General features: G+C 69.1%; 14 protein-coding genes. 4 read left to right on the forward strand and 10 right to left on the reverse strand.

The features are described from left to right. Positions 1–26: 26 nt before the first annotated feature. Positions 27–2,600 (reverse strand): DUF4153 domain-containing protein, encoded by a 2,574-nt coding sequence (locus ACIBL3_RS16800; RefSeq protein ID WP_396354289.1) that lies wholly within the window; start codon positions 2,598–2,600, stop codon positions 27–29. Next, positions 2,597–3,295, reverse strand: a complete 699-nt coding sequence (locus ACIBL3_RS16805; RefSeq protein ID WP_396354290.1) for a response regulator — start codon at positions 3,293–3,295, stop codon at positions 2,597–2,599. Before ACIBL3_RS16805 ends, ACIBL3_RS16800 begins: the two co-directional genes overlap by 4 nt. A 45-nt stretch (positions 3,296–3,340) precedes the next feature. On the opposite strand from ACIBL3_RS16805, the gene ACIBL3_RS16810 reads away from it, so the two are divergent. Beyond that, entirely contained in the window at positions 3,341–5,131 is a 1,791-nt protein-coding gene (locus ACIBL3_RS16810) for a glycoside hydrolase family 9 protein (RefSeq protein WP_396354291.1), read from the forward strand. Positions 5,132–5,348: 217 nt separating this feature from the next. On the opposite strand, the gene ACIBL3_RS16815 is transcribed toward ACIBL3_RS16810, so the two are convergent. From ACIBL3_RS16815 to ACIBL3_RS16845, 7 genes are all read right to left on the reverse strand, one after another. Further along, a complete protein-coding gene (locus ACIBL3_RS16815) occupies positions 5,349–6,269 on the reverse strand; it encodes a phosphotransferase family protein (RefSeq protein ID WP_396354292.1) in 921 nt (306 codons plus the stop codon). A gap of 312 nt (positions 6,270–6,581) precedes the next feature. Next, on the reverse strand, positions 6,582–8,417 hold the full coding sequence (locus ACIBL3_RS16820) for an AMP-dependent synthetase/ligase (protein WP_396354293.1): 1,836 nt from the start codon (positions 8,415–8,417) through the stop codon (positions 6,582–6,584). Between the two features lie 171 nt (positions 8,418–8,588). Continuing rightward, positions 8,589–11,348 (reverse strand): BTAD domain-containing putative transcriptional regulator, encoded by a 2,760-nt coding sequence (locus ACIBL3_RS16825; protein WP_396354294.1) that lies wholly within the window; start codon positions 11,346–11,348, stop codon positions 8,589–8,591. A gap of 179 nt (positions 11,349–11,527) precedes the next feature. Then, a complete protein-coding gene (locus ACIBL3_RS16830) occupies positions 11,528–12,553 on the reverse strand; it encodes an aspartate-semialdehyde dehydrogenase (RefSeq protein WP_396354295.1) in 1,026 nt (341 codons plus the stop codon). A 156-nt stretch (positions 12,554–12,709) separates the two neighbouring features. Then, the gene (locus ACIBL3_RS16835; protein ID WP_360470570.1) at positions 12,710–12,895 is read right to left on the reverse strand and encodes a tautomerase family protein; all 186 of its coding nucleotides are present in this window, start codon (positions 12,893–12,895) and stop codon (positions 12,710–12,712) included. Between the two features lie 51 nt (positions 12,896–12,946). Beyond that, complete coding sequence (locus ACIBL3_RS16840) at positions 12,947–13,504, reverse strand: hypothetical protein (protein WP_396354296.1); 558 nt, start codon at positions 13,502–13,504, stop codon at positions 12,947–12,949. Further along, a complete protein-coding gene (locus ACIBL3_RS16845) occupies positions 13,425–14,021 on the reverse strand; it encodes a hypothetical protein (protein ID WP_396354297.1) in 597 nt (198 codons plus the stop codon). The genes ACIBL3_RS16840 and ACIBL3_RS16845 overlap by 80 nt, the downstream gene beginning before the upstream one ends. 159 nt (positions 14,022–14,180) lie before the next feature. On the opposite strand from ACIBL3_RS16845, the gene kduI reads away from it, so the two are divergent. From kduI to ACIBL3_RS16860, 3 genes are read left to right on the forward strand one after another with little or no spacing between them, the layout of a single operon-like run. Beyond that, positions 14,181–15,011, forward strand: coding sequence for a 5-dehydro-4-deoxy-D-glucuronate isomerase (gene kduI / locus ACIBL3_RS16850; protein ID WP_396354298.1), 831 nt, complete (start codon positions 14,181–14,183; stop codon positions 15,009–15,011). Then, positions 15,008–15,769: an SDR family oxidoreductase gene (locus tag ACIBL3_RS16855; protein ID WP_396354299.1), complete on the forward strand. Its 762-nt coding sequence runs from the start codon at positions 15,008–15,010 to the stop codon at positions 15,767–15,769. The genes kduI and ACIBL3_RS16855 overlap by 4 nt, the downstream gene beginning before the upstream one ends. Before the next feature lie 19 nt (positions 15,770–15,788). Then, positions 15,789–16,541: an IclR family transcriptional regulator gene (locus ACIBL3_RS16860; RefSeq protein ID WP_396354300.1), complete on the forward strand. Its 753-nt coding sequence runs from the start codon at positions 15,789–15,791 to the stop codon at positions 16,539–16,541. Here ACIBL3_RS16860 and ACIBL3_RS16865 read toward each other — a convergent pair. Beyond that, positions 16,523–17,464 carry a UDP-glucuronic acid decarboxylase family protein gene (locus ACIBL3_RS16865; protein WP_396354301.1) on the reverse strand — a complete coding sequence of 314 codons (942 nt, stop codon included), beginning with the start codon at positions 17,462–17,464 and terminating at the stop codon, positions 16,523–16,525. The two genes, ACIBL3_RS16860 and ACIBL3_RS16865, sit on opposite strands and share 19 nt — an antisense overlap. Between the last annotated feature and the right edge of the window lie 105 nt (positions 17,465–17,569).

Genomic DNA, 17,569 nt, shown 5'->3' on the forward strand with positions numbered 1-17,569 from the left:
GAAGCGTGCTGTCGGCAACTGCCGGGCTAGCCGGCGGATTTGCTGGTGCAGATAGTGACAGAGGATGTGGGTTCGGTGCGGATCAGTGGGTTCGCACGGTGGCGACCCAGGTTCCACTCGAGCCAGTCGTCATCGCTGGGCTGCCGATCACCGATTGCGCAGCCGACCACGTCGTCCGGAAGCGTGGCCAGCACCGGTACGGCGTCGTCGGACAGCCCTTGCAGGTGAACCCAGTCCACCTTGCCGGTTTCGGCGTACCGGTCGATGTTGCGCTGGGCGATCCAGGCATCCGGGTTGAGCATCGCCAGCCCGAGCAGGAGGCTGGCGCCGCTGAGCAGCGCGGCTCGCGGCAGCCAGCTCGCCTTCATGGTCACGCCGGCCACCATCACCGCGAGTACGAGCAGGCCGAGCCAACCCTCGAAGACGTCCACGAGCAGGCGGAGCTCGGTGAAGCCGTAGGCCTCCTGGTAGACGTGCATGCGGTAGAGCGCCGACGCGACCACGACCAGCGTCAGCAGGCACAGCAGGCCGAGTGACACGCGCAACCACACGACGTCCGCTGCCGTGGCACGCGGTGCCTTCCTTGCGGCGGCCCACACCACGAGCAGGGTGAGCGCGGTTGCCACAGTGAGCTGGCCGAAGCCTTGGTGCACGTACTCCGCGTAGGTGAGGCCGGTGATGCGCTCGAGGTACTTGTGCCCGCCGAAGTTCGCAGTGGCTTGTGCAGCCAGGAAGACCAGGAAGACCGCGTCCACGAGCAGCACCGGCACGAGCCACTCGTACCGACGTGCGACCGGCCGCACCGGTCCGCCCCCGGTCTCGACGTTGGGCGGATTCAGTCCGAGGTATGTCGCCGCCAGTACGACGCCACCCACGGCCACCGTCACGAACGCACGCAGTACGAACGAGTCGAGCTTCAGGTCCGGAACGACGGCACCGGCCCACTCCGCGAAGACCGCATCAGCCGAGGCGAACAGCAATCCGAAGACCACGACTGCGAGCAACGACCACAGGATCGTCCGTAGCGCCGCCGCACTCGTGCGCAGACCCCTGACAGCCTGTGCTGAGCGACCGAGCCACGGCAGTCCGCGCAGTCCGGCGAGTGGCCAGCTGATGCCGGCCAGGACGAAGGCCGGCAGTGTGCGGCCGTTCACCAGGCCGGCCATACAGACCGCTCCGCCCGCCAGTAGGCACAGGACCGCGATCCACTCGGCGTCCCGGACAACGGTTGTTCCGGCCAGCAGCACACAGAGCGCAGCACAGGCCTGCGTGAACCGGGACCTGCGGTTGACGCTGAAGCCGAGGATGACCGCACCGGCTGCCAGCAGTACGACGAAGGTGCCGATGCCGAGATCGCGGAACGGCAGGATGATGGCGGCCAGGACGCCGACTCCCACGCAGTACAGGACCGCGCGCACGTTGCCGGGAACGCCTGCCTCCGGCCAGAACTTGCCGAACAGCATGTCCATCCCGGACTCCGGCGCCGGCCTCGCGGGCCCGGGTGTGGGCGGTGGCGCGGGCGCAGGCTTGGGAGTGTCGACTGGCTTCGTCATCACTGGCTCCTGTGGTTTCCTCGTGACTGCAGGGGTGTGTTGCCGTGGTTCACGCGGTAGGTCGGCGCGGACCCGCGCGCCGGTGCTGCCCGGCGCGGGATCGACGAAGTGGATGGCGCCGCCGTGCAGGTCGGTCACCCAACGGGCGATCGCGAGACCGAGCCCGGTCCCGCCGCCGCCCTCGGCTTCCGTCAAGGTGCCGAAGCGTTCGAAGACGCGATCCCGGTCGGCGACCGGGACACCCGGTCCTTCGTCGGTGACCTCCAACCGCCAACCCGCGGCCGTGGCCTCGGCGGTCATCCTGACGACGCCACCTGTGGGACTGTGCCGCGACGCATTGTCGAGCAGGTTGGCGATCAGCTGGTGGAGTCGCGCGGCGTCTGCCTTGACCGTCAACTCGGCCGGCTTGACGCGTACGTCGTACCGCACCTCGCGACCCGCCACCCGCGCCTCGGCCACGGCCCGGTCCAGCAACTCCGCGACGGACACCTGCGTGCTGCGGAGTTTGGCCTCGCCGGCGTCGACGCGGGCCAGATCGAGCAGGTCGGACGCGAGGGCCGAGAGCCGCTCGGCCTGGTCGAGCGCCGTCCGCAAAGCCACCGGGTCCGGCTCCGCGACACCGTCCACCAGATTCTCGAGTACGGCGCACAACGCGGCGAGCGGCGTACGCAGCTCATGACTCACGTTGGCCACGAGTTCCCGGCGCTGGCGGTCGACGGCAGCCAGGTCCTCGGCCATCCGGTTGAAGGCCCGGGCCAGCTGCCCCACCTCGTCGCTGGACGTCGCCGTGACGCGGGCGGAGTAGTCGCCACGCGCCATTCGTCGCGCGGCCGCGGTCATCGCGCGCAGCGGCGAGGTCATACCGACCGCGAGGAGCTGGGTCACGCCGAGGGCCAAGGCGACCGTCACCGGGATGCTGAGCCAGGCGGGCACGTTGGCGACAGCGCCGACGGCCGCGACGATTGACGCCAGGGTCACGCTGACGGCGACGAGCAGGCCGAGCTTGACCTTGACCGACGTGACCTGATCCATGATTGGGCCGCTCACGCCGTGCTCCCCGCCTCGAGGGCGTAGCCGACGCCGTGCACCGTGCGCACGCGGTCGGCGCCGATCTTGGCGCGCAGCGCTTTCACGTGGCTGTCGACCGTGCGTGTTCCGGACGCACCGGGCCAGCCCCACACTTCGGCATACAGGTTCTCCCTGGGCAGGACGATGCCCGGCTTGGCCGCCAGACAGAGCAGCAGATCGAACTCGGTCGGCGTCAGGTGGACCTCGGTGCCGGCGACCATCACGCGTCGGGCGGCAGCGTCGATCCGCAGGTCGCCGACCTCGGTGGCTGGGCGGGCGGCCAACTCGGCGGCACGGTCGACGCGGCGCAGCAGGGCGGCCACGCGAGCGACCAACTCGCGCATCCGGAACGGCTTCGTGAGGTAGTCGTCGGCGCCGACGCCGAGCCCGGTCAGGATGTCCGCCTCGTCGTCGCGGGCGGTCAGCATCAGCACGGGCACGGGCCGCTCGGCCTGAATACGCCGGCACACCTCGTGGCCGTCGTACCCGGGCAGCATCACGTCGAGCAGCACGAGATCCGGCGCGGTCGCGGCGAACCGCTCTACCGCACCCGGCCCGTCCCACGCCTGCACGACGTCGTACCCCGACCCGCGCAACCGGTCGGTCACCGCCTGGTTGATCACCGGCTCGTCCTCGACCACGAGGATCCTGCGGTTTGCTCCGTCGACTGCCACGGTTCGAGCGTAGGAGCCGACCTGGTCAGGAGTGCAGCCCGACTCGTGAAGGTTCTGTGCAGGTCTGCCCTCGACGTGCTGTTGGATGGGTTCGTGCAGCCGCTGGACGAGGGAATCCTGCTCTCCCACCTCGGGTACGGCGAAACGCCCGGTCGCGCCGTGATCGCCGTCGTCCCCGACCGGCCACTCCCAGCCGACCCCGCTCGGCCTGCCGTCGACGTGCCGGACCAGTCCCTCGTTGCTGAGCTGATCGGCCCCGGCGGGACCGTGGTGCTGCAGCCCGGTCCGGTTGAGCGTGTGCCCGGCTGGTCGGCTGGGCCGTACTGCCGCATCCCGCTGCCTGACGGTCTTGCGCCCGGCTCCTACACGGTCCGGGTGATCGTCGACGGGCGGGAGCTTCGGTCTGAGGACATTGAGATCGGTCCGGAGCGACTGCAGCGCCAGACCATGTCCGACGTACTCGCGTATTTCAAGGCGATGCGTTCCAGTGGCGAGATCGACCGTAAGGACCGGTCCGCCAAGTTGTGGGACGACCAGTCTGGGACGACTGTCGACGCGCGAGGTGGCTGGCTGGATGCGAGCGGGGACACCAGCAAGTTCCTGTCGCACCTGACGTACACGTCGACCATGAGCCCGCAGCAGATCCCCTTGTGTGCTTGGGCAATGCTCGCCGCCCGCGACCAGCTTGTCGCGCACCATCCGTCGCTGGTGCGACCGCTGGGCGCGCGGCTACGCGACGAGGCGCTGTGGGGCGCCGACTTTCTCGTCCGCTTCCGGTCGCCGGACGGCTACTTCTACACGGGCATCTTCGACGCGCTGACGAAGCGGTTGGAGGAGCGCGTGATCACCGCTCCCTTGCAGAACAGCGTCCGCACCAGTCGCTACCAAGCCGGCTACCGCCAGGGCGGCGGTCTGGCGATCGCCGCCCTCGCCCGTGCGTCGACGGTCGACGACGACGGCGACTACAGCCGCGCCGAATACCTTGCCGCCGCCCGTGCCGCCTTCATCCACCTGGAGGACTACAACCTTGCCTATCTGTTCGATGGCAAGGAGTCGGTCATCGACGACTACACCGCCCTGCTGGCCGCAACGGAACTCGTCGCCGCCGACTTCGTTATTGCCCGGGAAGCCGCCTGTCGACGGGCCAGATCCCTTGTCGAGCGGTACATCCGGCCTGATGAAGGCCCGGGTTGGTTCCGCGCCGACGACCTCGGTCGGCCGTTCTTCCATGCGGCCGAACCCGGGCTCCCGATCCTCGCCCTGCTTCGCTTCGCCGAGGTCCTGGCGGATGCTCCTGAGGCCGAGGCTGCGCTGACCACAGCTGTCCAAGCGATGGTCGACGTACTGGACCGCACAGCGGCCGTCCCCAATCCCTTCGGCTACCCGCGTTCCTTCGTCCAACCACTCGACGAAGCCCCACGCGACGCCTTCTTCTTCCCGCACGCCAACGAAACCGGCTACTGGTGGCAGGGCGAGAACGCCGGCATCGCCTCCCTCTCCGCCGCCGCCAGCACCTGCGCCCAACTGCCCGGCCTCACCGCGACCGACCGCACCCGCCTGCGCACGTTCGCCACCGACCAGCTCGCCTGGATCACCGGCCGCAACCCCTTCGACACCTGCATGCTCCAAGGCCGAGGCCGCAACAACGCCGACTACTCCCCCGACTACCCCAACCTCCCCGGCGGCATCCTCAACGGCATCACCTCCGGCTACACCAACGAATCCGACCTAGCCTTCCTCCCACCAGATGCCCCAGATTCCGACACCTGGCGCTGGTCCGAACAATGGATCCCCCACACCGCCTGGTACCTCCTAGCCACAGCCACCGCCGACTGACCCTCGACGCCCACCGGCTGCCACCGCCACCCGCCCTCGCTAGCCGGTTGTTTCACCGCTGGCGTGCTGCAACCCGCCAGCCGCGCAACGAACCGCCACCGTCTACTCCCGGGGCTGAACCAGGGCAGTGGAGGCCGTGAACAGGAAATGACGTGTTCACGGCCCCTGGCGGGTGTGCAAGCTCCCGACCGGCGGCGCGATCGGCCGCCCTGGGGCCTCAATGGGTCGGGCTGGTGAACAACCAATCTGCTGCCAGCCGGGACTTCTGAACGTAGGCCGGGCGGTCGGCTTCAAGGCCGTACTGCAGGTCCTCGAGCCATGAGCACCGCGCGTAGAACCAGGCGCGCTCCGCGAGGCCTTCGTCGGCGGGTCGACGGCTCGCTGCGCGATCCGCGGCTGAGAGTTGCCTCGCGGCTGCGTCGTACGCGGCCGAGAGTCGGCTCGCTGCCTCGTCGTACGCGGTTGGGCCGAGGTCGCGGAGGATGAGGCCGAGGTCGCGGGCTGGGTCGCAGATCGCGGCGTCGGTCCAGTCGATGATGCCGGAGACGGCGTACGTCGGGCCGTTGACCAGGACGTGTTCGATGCCGAGGTCGTTGTGGGAGAAGACGAGGCGGGGCGTGGGTGCTGGTAGCGGGTGATCCAGGAAGGCCTCGACTGCGCGTTGGAGGTCGGGCGTCAGTTCCGGTGCCACGGCGGCGAAGGTCTCGGCAGCCTCGTCGCGCCAGGCGTCTAGTGGTTCGTCGTCGGTGTCCACCAGGTCGGTGATCTGGTCGACGTCCACAGCGTGCAGTACCGCGAGAAGGCCGGCGAGGTCGGCCGCGACGCTCAAGGCGCAGCGCGATCGTACGTCGGGCGGGAGGTTGATCAGCGGAGTCCCGTCGAGCTTCCGGTAGGCCAGACAGCCGTCCTCGGGCAGGACGAACACCGGCTGAGGCACCGGCAAAGTGCTCACCTTGCCGACCCACTCCAGCAACTCCGCCTCACGCTGCACGACTCCGGATTCGCGAGCTAGCCGCACGACAAGCTCGCCATTCACTTCATAGGCCTCGTTGTCCAGCCCCGCACCGAGAGGTGTCACGCTCTCAACGACATACCCGGGCAGCCCCAGCCCCACGAACTGCGAAACATCGCTGTGCATCGAACAAGGCTACGTCCCACCGAAACCCGAAGCGCGAGAGTTTAGGTGGAAGCCACGCAGGCGGCTCGCCCTGAACGTCGCACCAAGAACTGACGCCGCGGTCGCAACGGACGACCAGCAGTGGCAACCCGGAGCTGCCCGAAAGCCGCACGGCACACCCGACGGGGCGTCGTCTCACGATCCACCGGCAGACGACTCCACGAGGCTTTCAACCCAAGCGGGCGGCAGCACGCGCCCATGGGCGGGTGGTAGCGACCACGAGCACGGCGACGAAGGAGCCGCGCGTGCGGGCGCGTGGGTTGACCCCAGTTGTTAGTCGTACATCTTGTCGAGGAGGGGGGCGTATTGGGTTTCTACGTACTTGCGCTTGAGTTTCAGGCTAGGGGTCATCTCGCCGGACTCGACGGTCAGATCGCGGTCCAGGATGGTGAACTTCTTGATGGTTTCCCAGCGGTTCAGGCCGGCGTTGAGCTCGTCGACGTACCCCTGGACCATGGTGCGGGCCGCGTCCGAGGTGACGATGTCGGCGTACGGCTTGTCGCCCAGGCCGTTGGAGGCGGCCCAGCCCTTGATCGCGTCGGGGTCGAGCGTGACCAGGGCGCTGACGAAGTTGCGCTTGTTGCCGTGCACAACGAACTGGCCGACGTACGGGCAGATCATCTTGAACCGGCCCTCGATCACCTGCGGGGCGACGTACTTGCCGCCGGAGGTCTTGAAGAGGTCCTTCTTCCGGTCGGTGATGAAGAGGTACTCGTCCTCGAAGTGGCCGATGTCGCCGGTGTGGAACCAGCCGTCGGTGTCGATCACCTCGGCGGTCTGCTCGGGCTGGTTGTGGTAGCCGCTCATCACACCGGGGCCCTTGATCAGGATCTCGCCGTCCTCGGCGATCTTCGCCTCGGTGCCGGGGAAGATCGGGCCGACGCTGCCGAGGCGGTACTGGCCGGGGCGGTTCAGCGACGAGCCGGCCGCGGTCTCGGACAGGCCGTAGCCCTCCAGGATCAGCAGGCCGGCGGAGTGGAACCACTCGGCCAGTTGCTTGTCCAGGGCGGCGGAGCCGGAGACGAAGAAGCGGATCCGGCCGCCGAACCGGGCGCGAATCTTGGACAGCACGAGCTTGTCGGCGAGCGCGTACTGCGCACCCAGCGCACCGCCGGGCTCCTTGCCGGCCTGGCGCCGCGCGGAGACCTTTGCGCCGACCCCGAAGGCCCAGTGGAAGAGCTTGGCCTTGACCCCGCCCTCACCCTCGATCATGGTGACGATCCGGGCGTGCGCCTTCTCGAAGATGCGGGGCGCCGCGGCCATGAAGGTCGGCTGGACGACGGCGGCGTTCTCGACGATCTTGTCGATCCGGCCGTCGATCGCGGTGGCGAACCCGATCTGGAACTGTACGGCGAGCAGCACCTGGCCGAACACGTGCGACAACGGCAGCCACAGGAACTGCAGGTCGTCCGGGCTGAGCACCCGGATCCCCTCGACCGCGGCGCCCTCGTACGTCCACACGGAGTGCGGCAGCCGCACCCCCTTCGGGCGGCCGGTGGTGCCGGAGGTATAGATGAGCGTGCACAGGTGGTCGGGCTTGATCTGCGCCAGCCGGTCGTCGATCGACGACGGGTTCTCGGCGAGGTACGACGTACCGAGCTCGTCCAGCGTTGACAACGAGATCACCCAGTCGCCGTCCTCGGCCGGGGCCTCGCCGTCGATCAGCACCACCTTGCGCAGCGACGGCGTCTCCGAACGGTGCTCCCGCAGCTTGTCCAGCTGGGCCGCGTCCTCGGCGAACACCACCTGGACGTCGGCGTCGGCCACGATGAACGCGACGTCGCCGGCGATCGTGGTCGGGTAGATCGTGGTGGTCGCGGCGGCCGCGAGGACGGCGGCCAGGTAGCACTCGACCCACTCCATCCGGGTGCTCGCGGCGATCGCGACCCGCTGCTCGGGCTCGACGCCGAGCGCGATCAGGCCGGCGGCGCGGCGGCGGGCCAGTTCGTCGAGCTCTCGCCAACTGGCGGACTTCCACTGGTCCCCGGACGGGTACCGGAAGGCCTCACGGGACGGGGTCGCGGCGACCCGGTCGAGAAACATCGTGGCCATCGTGTCTTTGCGGTTGCTGAGCAGCGCGAGCTGGCCCTCATCGGCGACTGGCTTCATTGTCTGGCCTCCATCGGGGGTCAAGTAACCGGAGGGTAATGGCTAGCGGGCACAGCTGACTATGCCCCTCGCTCGCCTGCCCCCACCTTCTCCATCACGTTTCCGCAACGCGCACCACGGCCAGTGGCCTAGGTCTCACTGTCAGTTCTACCGCTCCGTGCAAGGCCCCCGTCAACCGCCGCGCCGCAGTTCCGCCAGCGCCTGCCGGACAACGTCGGCATCGGGGTGCTCCAGCGCCTCGAGGATTCCGAGCGCCTCGGTCCAGCTCATAGCAGCATCCTCCACCCGGTCGGCTTGCTTCTGCACCTCGGCCATCGACATCAGGCACTCGGCGGTCTCGTGCCGCCGTCCCTGATTGCGCAGGATGTCGACCGCGGTCGCGTAGCTGGTGATGGCCTCGCCGAGGCGCCCGGATCCGGCCAGCGCGTACGCCATGGTGTCGCTCACGACTGCACGCCCGTACTCGGAGTCCTGCTCCTGGTAGAGCTTCAGCGCCTGCTGTGCGTAGTCCACCGCGGTGTCGAACTCGCCGAGCTGCCCGTAGTACCAGCCGAGGTTGTTGAGCGCATTCGCCCGTGCGTCGACATGACCGGTCCGCTCGTAGATCCGGAGCGCGCGCATGGTCCGCTCGATCGCCTGCCGGTGCTCCCCCATCCGGCTCAGCACCCGCGCCCGGCTCAGCGAGCCGTGCGCGACGCCGGCGTCGTCACCGAGTTCCTCGGCGATCCCGAGCGCGAGTTCGTGCTGCCGGATCGCGTCGTCCCACTGCCGCAGCGCCATATGACCGCGCGCAAGGTCGCGGCGGCTCTGGGCCTGCTTGCGCAGGTCACCGAGCCGGACTGCCGCGTCGAGCGCCAGCACCTCCGACTCCATGTACCCGGGCCGCCCACGGAAGTCGAGATAGTCCGCAATCGCCCACACGTACAACCACAGCAACCCATCAGCACGGCCGACGGCAGCCCGCAGTACGGCGAGACTGTTCGGCTGCTCGGAGTCGAACCACCGGAACGCCTCCTCCCGCGTCGCCGGCAACACGACTTCGACGCCCGGATCCAGCCCCGGCAGCTCGACCGGATCCCGCCTCGGCGCGAGCAACAACGCCGCCGCACTCCCGGTGTGCACGAGATACCCGAGCAAGCGCTCGAACGCCTCGTCGGCCTCCTGCTCCCCACACAGCTCACGGGCGTAGGTGCGCAGCAAGTCGTGCAAGGCATACCGATCCGGCCCGAGCTCCACCAGTTGATGGTTGGCCACCAGTACGGCGAGCATCCCGCGAGCCTCACGGATCGGTACCCCGGCCAGCGCCGCGCCAGCGCCCACCGTGATCTCCGCGCCGGGATGCTGCGACAGCAACCGGAACATCCGGGCCAGCTCGGGCCGCAACTGCCGGTAGGACGAGGAGAAGATCGTGCGTACGTCGATCCCGTCGGTGGTCGCGAGTGCGTCGAGCGGCGCCTGGCTCAGCGCCTCGACGAACGAGTCAAGCTCCCGCCGCGGCCGCAACGCGATCTGTGCCCCGAGCAACGAAAGGGCGAGCGGAAGCCCAGCACAGTGGGCGATCAGCGCTTCGGTGCTCTGGGCATCCTCTCGCAACCGCGGCTCGCCAACCCTTGCCGCCAGCAACTGCCTCGACTGCGCGGGGTCGAGCACGTCCAGCTGGATCGGCTCGGCCTGGTCCGTCGCGACGAGGCCGGCGAGCTCGTTGCGGCTGGTGACCAGAGTCAGGCAGTTCGAACCGGTCGCCGCCAACGGTCGCACTTGGTCGGCGTTCCGCGCGTTGTCCAGCACGACGAGCACCGAGCGCTCGGCGAGCAGACTGCGATACAGGGCGATCTGCGCGTCTTCGGCGATTGGAAGCCGGTCAGCCGGAATCCCCAGTCCGGCGAGGAACCGCGGTACGACCGTGAGTGGATCCGCGGGCTCGGTGGCGGGCGAGAAGCCGAGCAGGTCGGCGTACAGGATGCCGTCGGGGAAGGTGTCCGCGACCTGCCGGGCCCAGTGGATCGCCAGCGAGGTCTTGCCGACGCCCGCGGCGCCGATGATGAGTCCGAGGTGCGCGCCGGGGAGCAGGCGGTTGAGCTGCTCGAGATGTTCGGTTCGGCCGGCGAATCCCCGTACGGCGCTTGGCAGCTGGCGCGGGACCACCATGCTCTCGGCATCGGTCGCCTGCAGCAGCTCGGCGTGTACCTGCTGCAGCTCCGGCCCGGGACCGACTCCGAGGATCTCGCGAAGCCGGCGGGAGACTTCGGCGTACGTCGACAACGCGAGCGCCTGCCGTCCGGACGCGTGATGCGCGCGCATCAACTGGGCCCAGAACCGTTCCCTGGTCGGGTGGCGCTCGACGAGTTCGGTCAGCTGCGGGATCACGGCTGCCGCGTCGCCGAGGGCCAGGCGGGCGTCGAAGGCGAGCTCCTGTGCCTGGAGATGTTCCTCGACGAGCCGCGGGATCATTTCGCGGGTCAGTGCGCTGGTGTCGAGTCCGGCCAGTGGTTCGCCGCGCCAGAGCGCGAGGCCCTCCGTGAGCAGAGCCACTCGGCCAGCGGGGTCGGTTGCGACGGTTGCTCGCCGTACCGAGGAACGGAACGTCTCGAGGTCGAGCTGGGCCGGGTCGGCGTGCAGCGCATAGCCGCCGTCGCCGGTGGTGATCATCGTCCGGCTCGTGTCGCCCAGCGCGGCGCGGAGCCGGGAGACGTAGATCTGCAGCGCGGACCGCGGGCTGTCCGGCAGGTCGTCGTCGTCCCAGAGGACCTCGACCAGGTCCTCAGCCCGGACGGTGCGGTTGAGGCGCAGCAGCAGAGCGGCCAGCAGTACGGCGGGGCGGTGCGACGGCAGCGGGACCGCATCGCCGGCGGCCGTCCCCACCTCCACGGTCCCGAGCAGGCGGAACCGCAGCTCGGACCCGCTCACCCCACGCCGCTCCAGCTCGGTCACCTCCACTGCAGGCGGCCGACAACGCCCTCGCCGCAATCAGCAGGAAGGCTTACCTTATCCCCGCCCCGGCCCCACGTCCCACCGACATTTGGCTGGCTGACCCAGCACGTGATGGGTTCTGCACCCGTATCCAGGGTGCAGAACCCCCACTCTCGGTGGCTAGCCAGGCAAAGGCGGGCTCAGCGGGCGGCGAGGAGCTCGGCGATCTGGACGGCGTTCAGGGCGGCGCCCTTGCGGAGGTTGTCGTTGGAGACGAACAGGGCGAGACCGCGGTCGCCCGGGACGGACTGGTCCTGGCGGATGCGGCCGACGTACGACGGATCCTGGCCGGCGGCGAGCAGCGGCGTCGGGAGGTCGGCGAGCGCGACACCCGGAGCGGCGGCGAGCAGCTCGGTCGCGCGCTCCGGCGTGATCGGCTCGGCGAACTCGGCGTGGATGCTCAGCGAGTGCCCGGTGAAGACCGGCACCCGGACACAGGTCCCGGCCACCAGCAGGTCCGGGATGTGCAGGATCTTGCGACTCTCGTTCCGGAGCTTCTGCTCCTCGTCGGTCTCACCGGTGCCGTCGGCAACGATCGATCCGGCCAGCGGGAGCACGTTGAACGCGATCGGCCCGGCGTACACCTTGGGCTCGGGCAGCGTGATGCCCTGCGTCCCGCGGGCGAGCCGGCCACCGGGCTCGACGAGGGCGCGCGCCTGGTCCTCCAGCTCGGCGACGCCGACGCCGCCGGAGCCGGAGACGGCCTGGTAGGTGGCGGTGATCAGCCGGGTCAGGGTCGCCTCGCGGTGCAGCGGGGCGAGCACCGGCATCGCGGCCATGGTGGTGCAGTTCGGGTTGGCGACGATGCCCTTCGGCAGGTTCTCCAGGTCGCCCGGGTTCACCTCGGACACGACCAGCGGTACGTCGGGATCCATCCGCCACGCGGACGAGTTGTCCACCACCACGGCCCCGGCGGCGGCGACCTTAGGCGCGAACTCCTTCGACGCGGTCTTCCCGTTCGAGAACAGCGCCAGGTCCAGGCCCGTGAAGTCGGCCGTGGCGGAGTCCTCGACGGTGACCTCGGCGTCCCCGAACGGCAGCTTCGTCCCCGCGGACCGCGCGGACGCGAAGTACCGCACCTCCTCCACCGGGAACTTCCGCTCCACGAGCAGCTCCCGCATCACACTGCCAACCTGACCCGTAGCCCCAAACACACCAACACGCATGCCCAGCACCCTAATAGCTCGCCCGCCACCCAGCTCGCGAGTTTCACCATGCGGCAATCCGCACTTTGTGCACCCAGCGAGCGCCCTCCCGCGGGGGAAACACTCGCTGGGTGCACAAAGTCGCTGGCGAGGGGCTTCCCCGGCCGCGGGAGGTGGTCAGGCGTCGGCGACCAGGACTCCGCCGTTGGCTACGTCGGTGGTTTCTATTTCGGTGAAGACGATGCGGACGGACTCGCGCTTGGCGTTCAGGATGGAGATGGCGGACTCGGTGACTGCGGCGACGAACTCGCGGCGCTGGTCGAGGGTGCGGCCGGACAGGAGCTCGACGGTGATGTTCGGCATTCGGATCTCTCCAAGTCGTTAGTTCTGTGTCACGGGACAGTGTTCCAGGAATCAGCCGGCCAGCGCGGCCCGTCTCGCGGCGACCTCGTCGGTCTCCTCCGGGTCGGTGTTCAGCGAGTCGACCAGGTCGTCGACGTCCGGGCGGCGTTCCGGCCGCAGCAGGCCGAGGCCGACGTACACCACCAGGGAAGTTGCCAGTGGCAACGCCACGACCAGGGTGGTGTCGGTGGACTCGATCCCCCACTTGACGATCGCCCAGACCACCAGGCCGATCGCCCAGGACGCGATCGCGGCCCGCGCCCCGCTGCGCTTGAACCACGGCAGCAGGCCGAGCACCAGCGGGATCGAGATCGGGCCCATCGTCGCGGCCACCAGGTCCACGACGATCTTCAGTACGACGCCCTGCCCGTTGGTCAGGATCGCGATCAGCATGCTGATCGTCACTAAGGTGAAGGTGGTGATCCGGGCGAACTTCAGTACGGCGGCACCACTCAGCCGGCGGATCCGAGGCACCAGCACCGGCGCCAGGTCACGGGTGATGACGGACGAGATCACGTTCGCGTCCAAGGCCACCATCGCCATCGTGTGCGAGAAGAACCCGGCCAGCACCAGCCCGATCAGTCCGGTCGGAAGCAGCAGCTGGGCGAACTCGACGTACGCCGTCCAGTTGCGCGAGCACCCCTACGAACATGGCGATCCCGGCCGCGGACTGGATCACGAACTGCCCGAAGTCGGTCAGTACGTCGGCCCACAGGCCACCGAGCGTCGCGTAGGCCATCGTGACCACGCCGGTGATCAGGATCCCCCACCGGATCGGCACGCCGGTGAATCCGTTCAGCAGTACGGCGATCGCGACCCACTTCGACGCGATGTCGACGACTTTCAGGGCAGCCCCGGAGTACGCCAGCGCCTGCTGTGTCGGCAGGTTGTAGCGGCGGGCCAGGTACTCCAGTGGTGAGACGACGCCATGTTTGGCGCGCAGCCGGTTCCAGCGGGCGGCGAACACGAACGCGCCGATGCCGACACCGACACCGATCGACACCGCCCACCAGACGTAGACGGTGATGCCGTAGGTGTAGGCGACCGCGGCGAAGGCGACGAACATGACGGCGCTGTAGCCGGACATGTGGTGCGGTCATCGTGAAACCTCCCAGGGGCGATGGGCGTTGAGTGGAAGGTTCCATTCACCAGAACTCAGTGTCAAGTGGCGGAACCCGGAACAACTCCGGCCGATGTTCCACCCCAGAGGTTTGACACGATGTTCCGTGGAGTAGAACCTAGTTCTGTGAACGCCCCTCTGCAGATCAGGCACGCCACCCATCCCGACCAGGTCCCCGGGTTCGACACGGCCGCGCTGCGCCGGCACTACCTGGTCGACGACCTCTTCGTCCCCGGCGCGGTGACCGCGGTGCTCACCCACCACGACCGGATCGTGCTCGCCGGCGCACGCCCCACGAGTGGGCCGCTCAGCCTCCCCACCTGGCCGGAGCTGCGCAGCGACTACTTCCTCGAACGCCGTGAGGCCGGCATCGTCAACGTCGGCGGACCAGGCACCGTCACCGCCGACGGCACCAAGTACGAGCTGAGCACCGGAGCCTGTCTGTACGTCGGCCGCGGCGTCCGCGAAGTGGTCTTCGACGGCCCGGACGCAGCGTTCTACGTCTTCTCCGCAGCGGCCCACACCGCCTTCCCCACCGCACTCGTCAACCCGGGCGAGGGCAACCGGCTCGAGCTCGGCGACCAGCAGACCGCCAACCGCCGCACGATCGATCAGTACATCCACGCGGACGGCGTACGCAGCTGCCAGATCGTCCTCGGCGTGACCACGCTGCACGCGGGCAGCACCTGGAACACCATGCCTGCGCACACGCACGACCGCCGTACCGAGTGCTACCTGTACTTCGGCCTGCCCGAGACCGAGCGGATCGTCCACCTGCTCGGCGAACCCGACGAGACCAGGCACCTGCTGGTCGCCGACCGCCAGGCCGTCATCTCCCCGAGCTGGTCGATCCACAGTGGCGCCGGCACGTCGTCGTACAGCTTCGTCTGGGCGATGGCCGGCGAGAACCAGGCCTTCGGGGACATGGACGGCGTCGACGTACGGGACCTGCGGTGACGGCTGATCCGTTCAGCCTCCGCGGCCGTACGGCGCTCGTCACGGGAGCCCGGCGGGGTATCGGCGCGGCCATCGCCGCCGGGTACGCCGCCGCCGGCGCCGAGCTGGTCCTGATGGCGCGGGACGCCGCCCTAGAGGACACGCTGGAAGCGATCAAGGCGAACGGCGGCGGGGAGGCGACCGTGGTCACCGCAGACTTCGCCGACCCCGCCGCGGTCGAGGCAGCCGCGACCAAGCTGGCCCGGACCCGGCGGATCGACATCCTGGTCAACAACGCCGGCACGATCCGGCGGGCACCGGCGGCCAGTACGGCGACAGCGGACTGGCGGCACGTGATCGACGTGAACCTCAACTCCACCTGGGCGGTGACCCGGCCGATCGGCGCCGCGATGGCCGAGCGTGGTTCCGGAACCGTTGTCACGATCGCCTCGCTGCTCAGCTTCCAGGGCGGGATCACCGTTCCCGCCTACACTGCGAGCAAGCACGCGGTCGCGGGACTGACCAAGGCGCTGGCCAACGAGTGGGGTCCGGCCGGAGTCCGGGTGAACGCGATCGCGCCCGGATACATCAGCACCGACAACACCACCGACCTGCGCGCGGACCCCGATCGCGAAGCGGCCATCCGGGAACGCATCCCGGCCGGCCGCTGGGGCCGGCCGGAGGACGTGGTCGGCGCCGCGGTCTTCCTGGCCTCGGCGGCGGCCGGGTACGTGAACGGCCACGTGCTCGCGGTCGACGGTGGCTGGCTGGCCAGATAGGAGTGGCAGGATGACCGACATGAGCTCGCCCTCGGCCATCGACAAGACGCTGATGGTGCTGGACGCCGTCCTGGAGCACTCGCGGTTCACCGACGTGGTCAACGCGACCGGCCTGGCCAAGTCGACCGTGCACCGGATCATGGCATCGCTGGTCGAGCACGAGTTCGTCGCCCAGGCCGAGGACGGGTCGTACCACCCGGGCCCGAAGGCACTGCGGCTGGCCGGTCATGCCCTCACCAACGTCGACCTCGCCACGGTCGCCCAACCAGTACTGGCCGACCTGGTCGCGCAGACCCGGTGCACTGTGCATGTCGGCCTACTCAACGGCGACGAGGCGATCTACGTCGCCCGGCTCGACGGACCGAAGCCGTACCGGATGCCGTCCCGCGTGGGCAAGGCGTTCTGGCTGCACTGCACCGGCATCGGCAAGGCACTGCTCGCGGAAAAGGACGACGACGCGCTCGACGCGCACATCACCCGGACCGGTCTGCCGGCCCGCACTCCGCTGACCCACACGACCGCGGCCGCGCTGAAGGCGGACCTCGCCCAGGTGCGGGCGCGCGGCTACGCGCTGGACGACGAGGAGAACGAGCCGGGCATCCGGTGCGTCGCCGCCGTCATCCACGACCACACCGGCGCCGCGATCGCCGCGGTCAGCATCTCCACGCTGTCCCTGGAGCAGTCGATCGCCCAGGTCGCGCTGATGGCTCCCGCGGCGATCGAGGCCGCGCGCAAGATCTCCGCCGCCCTCGGCTACCGCGAGCCGACCTGAGTCCGAAACCAGTCGATGGTGCGCTGAAGTCCTTCCTCAGCGTGGATCTTGGGCTCCCAGGCCAGCACGTCCCGGGCCCGGCCGATGTCCGGTTGGCGCACGCGCGGATCGTCCTTCGGCAATGGCCCGAACGCGATCTCCGACGGTGAGCCGACCAACTCCTTGATCCACCGGGCGAGCTCGAGCGCCGACAACTCGTGCGGGTTGCCCAGGTTCATCGGCCCTGGATGGTCCGCGTGCACCATCCGGATGATGCCCTCGACGGTGTCGTCCACGTAGCAGATCGACCGCGTCTGGCTGCCGTCGCCCGCGACCACGATCGGCACCTGCTCGAGCGCCTGCCGGATGAACGTCGGCACCGCCCGCCCGTCGTTCGCCCGCAGCCGCGGCCCGTAGGTGTTGAAGATCCGCACGATCGCGGTGTCCACACCGTGCGCGGTCCGGTATGCCGTCGTGATCGCCTCGGCGAACCGTTTCGCCTCGTCGTACACGGCTCGAGGTCCGATCGGGTTGACGTTGCCCCAGTAGTTCTCCTGCTGCGGGTGCACGAGCGGGTCGCCGTACACCTCGGACGTCGAGGCCAGCACGAACCGGGCGCCCTTCTCGCGCGCCAGCCCGAGCGCGTGGTGGGTGCCGGCCGAGCCGACCTCGAGGGTCTGGATCGGCATCCGGAGATAGTCGATCGGCGAGGCCGGCGACGCGAAGTGCAGTACGGCGTCGACGCGCCCGGCCACGTGCACGTAGTCGGTGACGTCACAGCGGACGAGCCGGAATCCGGGATGGTCGATCAGGTGGGCGACGTTGTCCGGGCGACCGGTCAGAAAGTTGTCCAGGCAGAGCACTTCATAGTCTTCGGCAAGTAGTCGTTCGCACAGATGACTACCGATGAACCCAGCTCCCCCGGTCACGACAGCGCGACGCATGTGGTTCCCCCTTGCTCAATGCCCCCCAAGCAATGAGTCCCCGATTATGCACCGCGCACCGTAACTTGGCTACCAAGCACCAGCGGCCGAAGCGGTCCAGGTGCT

The sequence above is a fragment of the Kribbella sp. NPDC050124 genome, assembly GCF_044460355.1.
Classification (GTDB): Bacteria; Actinomycetota; Actinomycetes; order Propionibacteriales; family Kribbellaceae; genus Kribbella.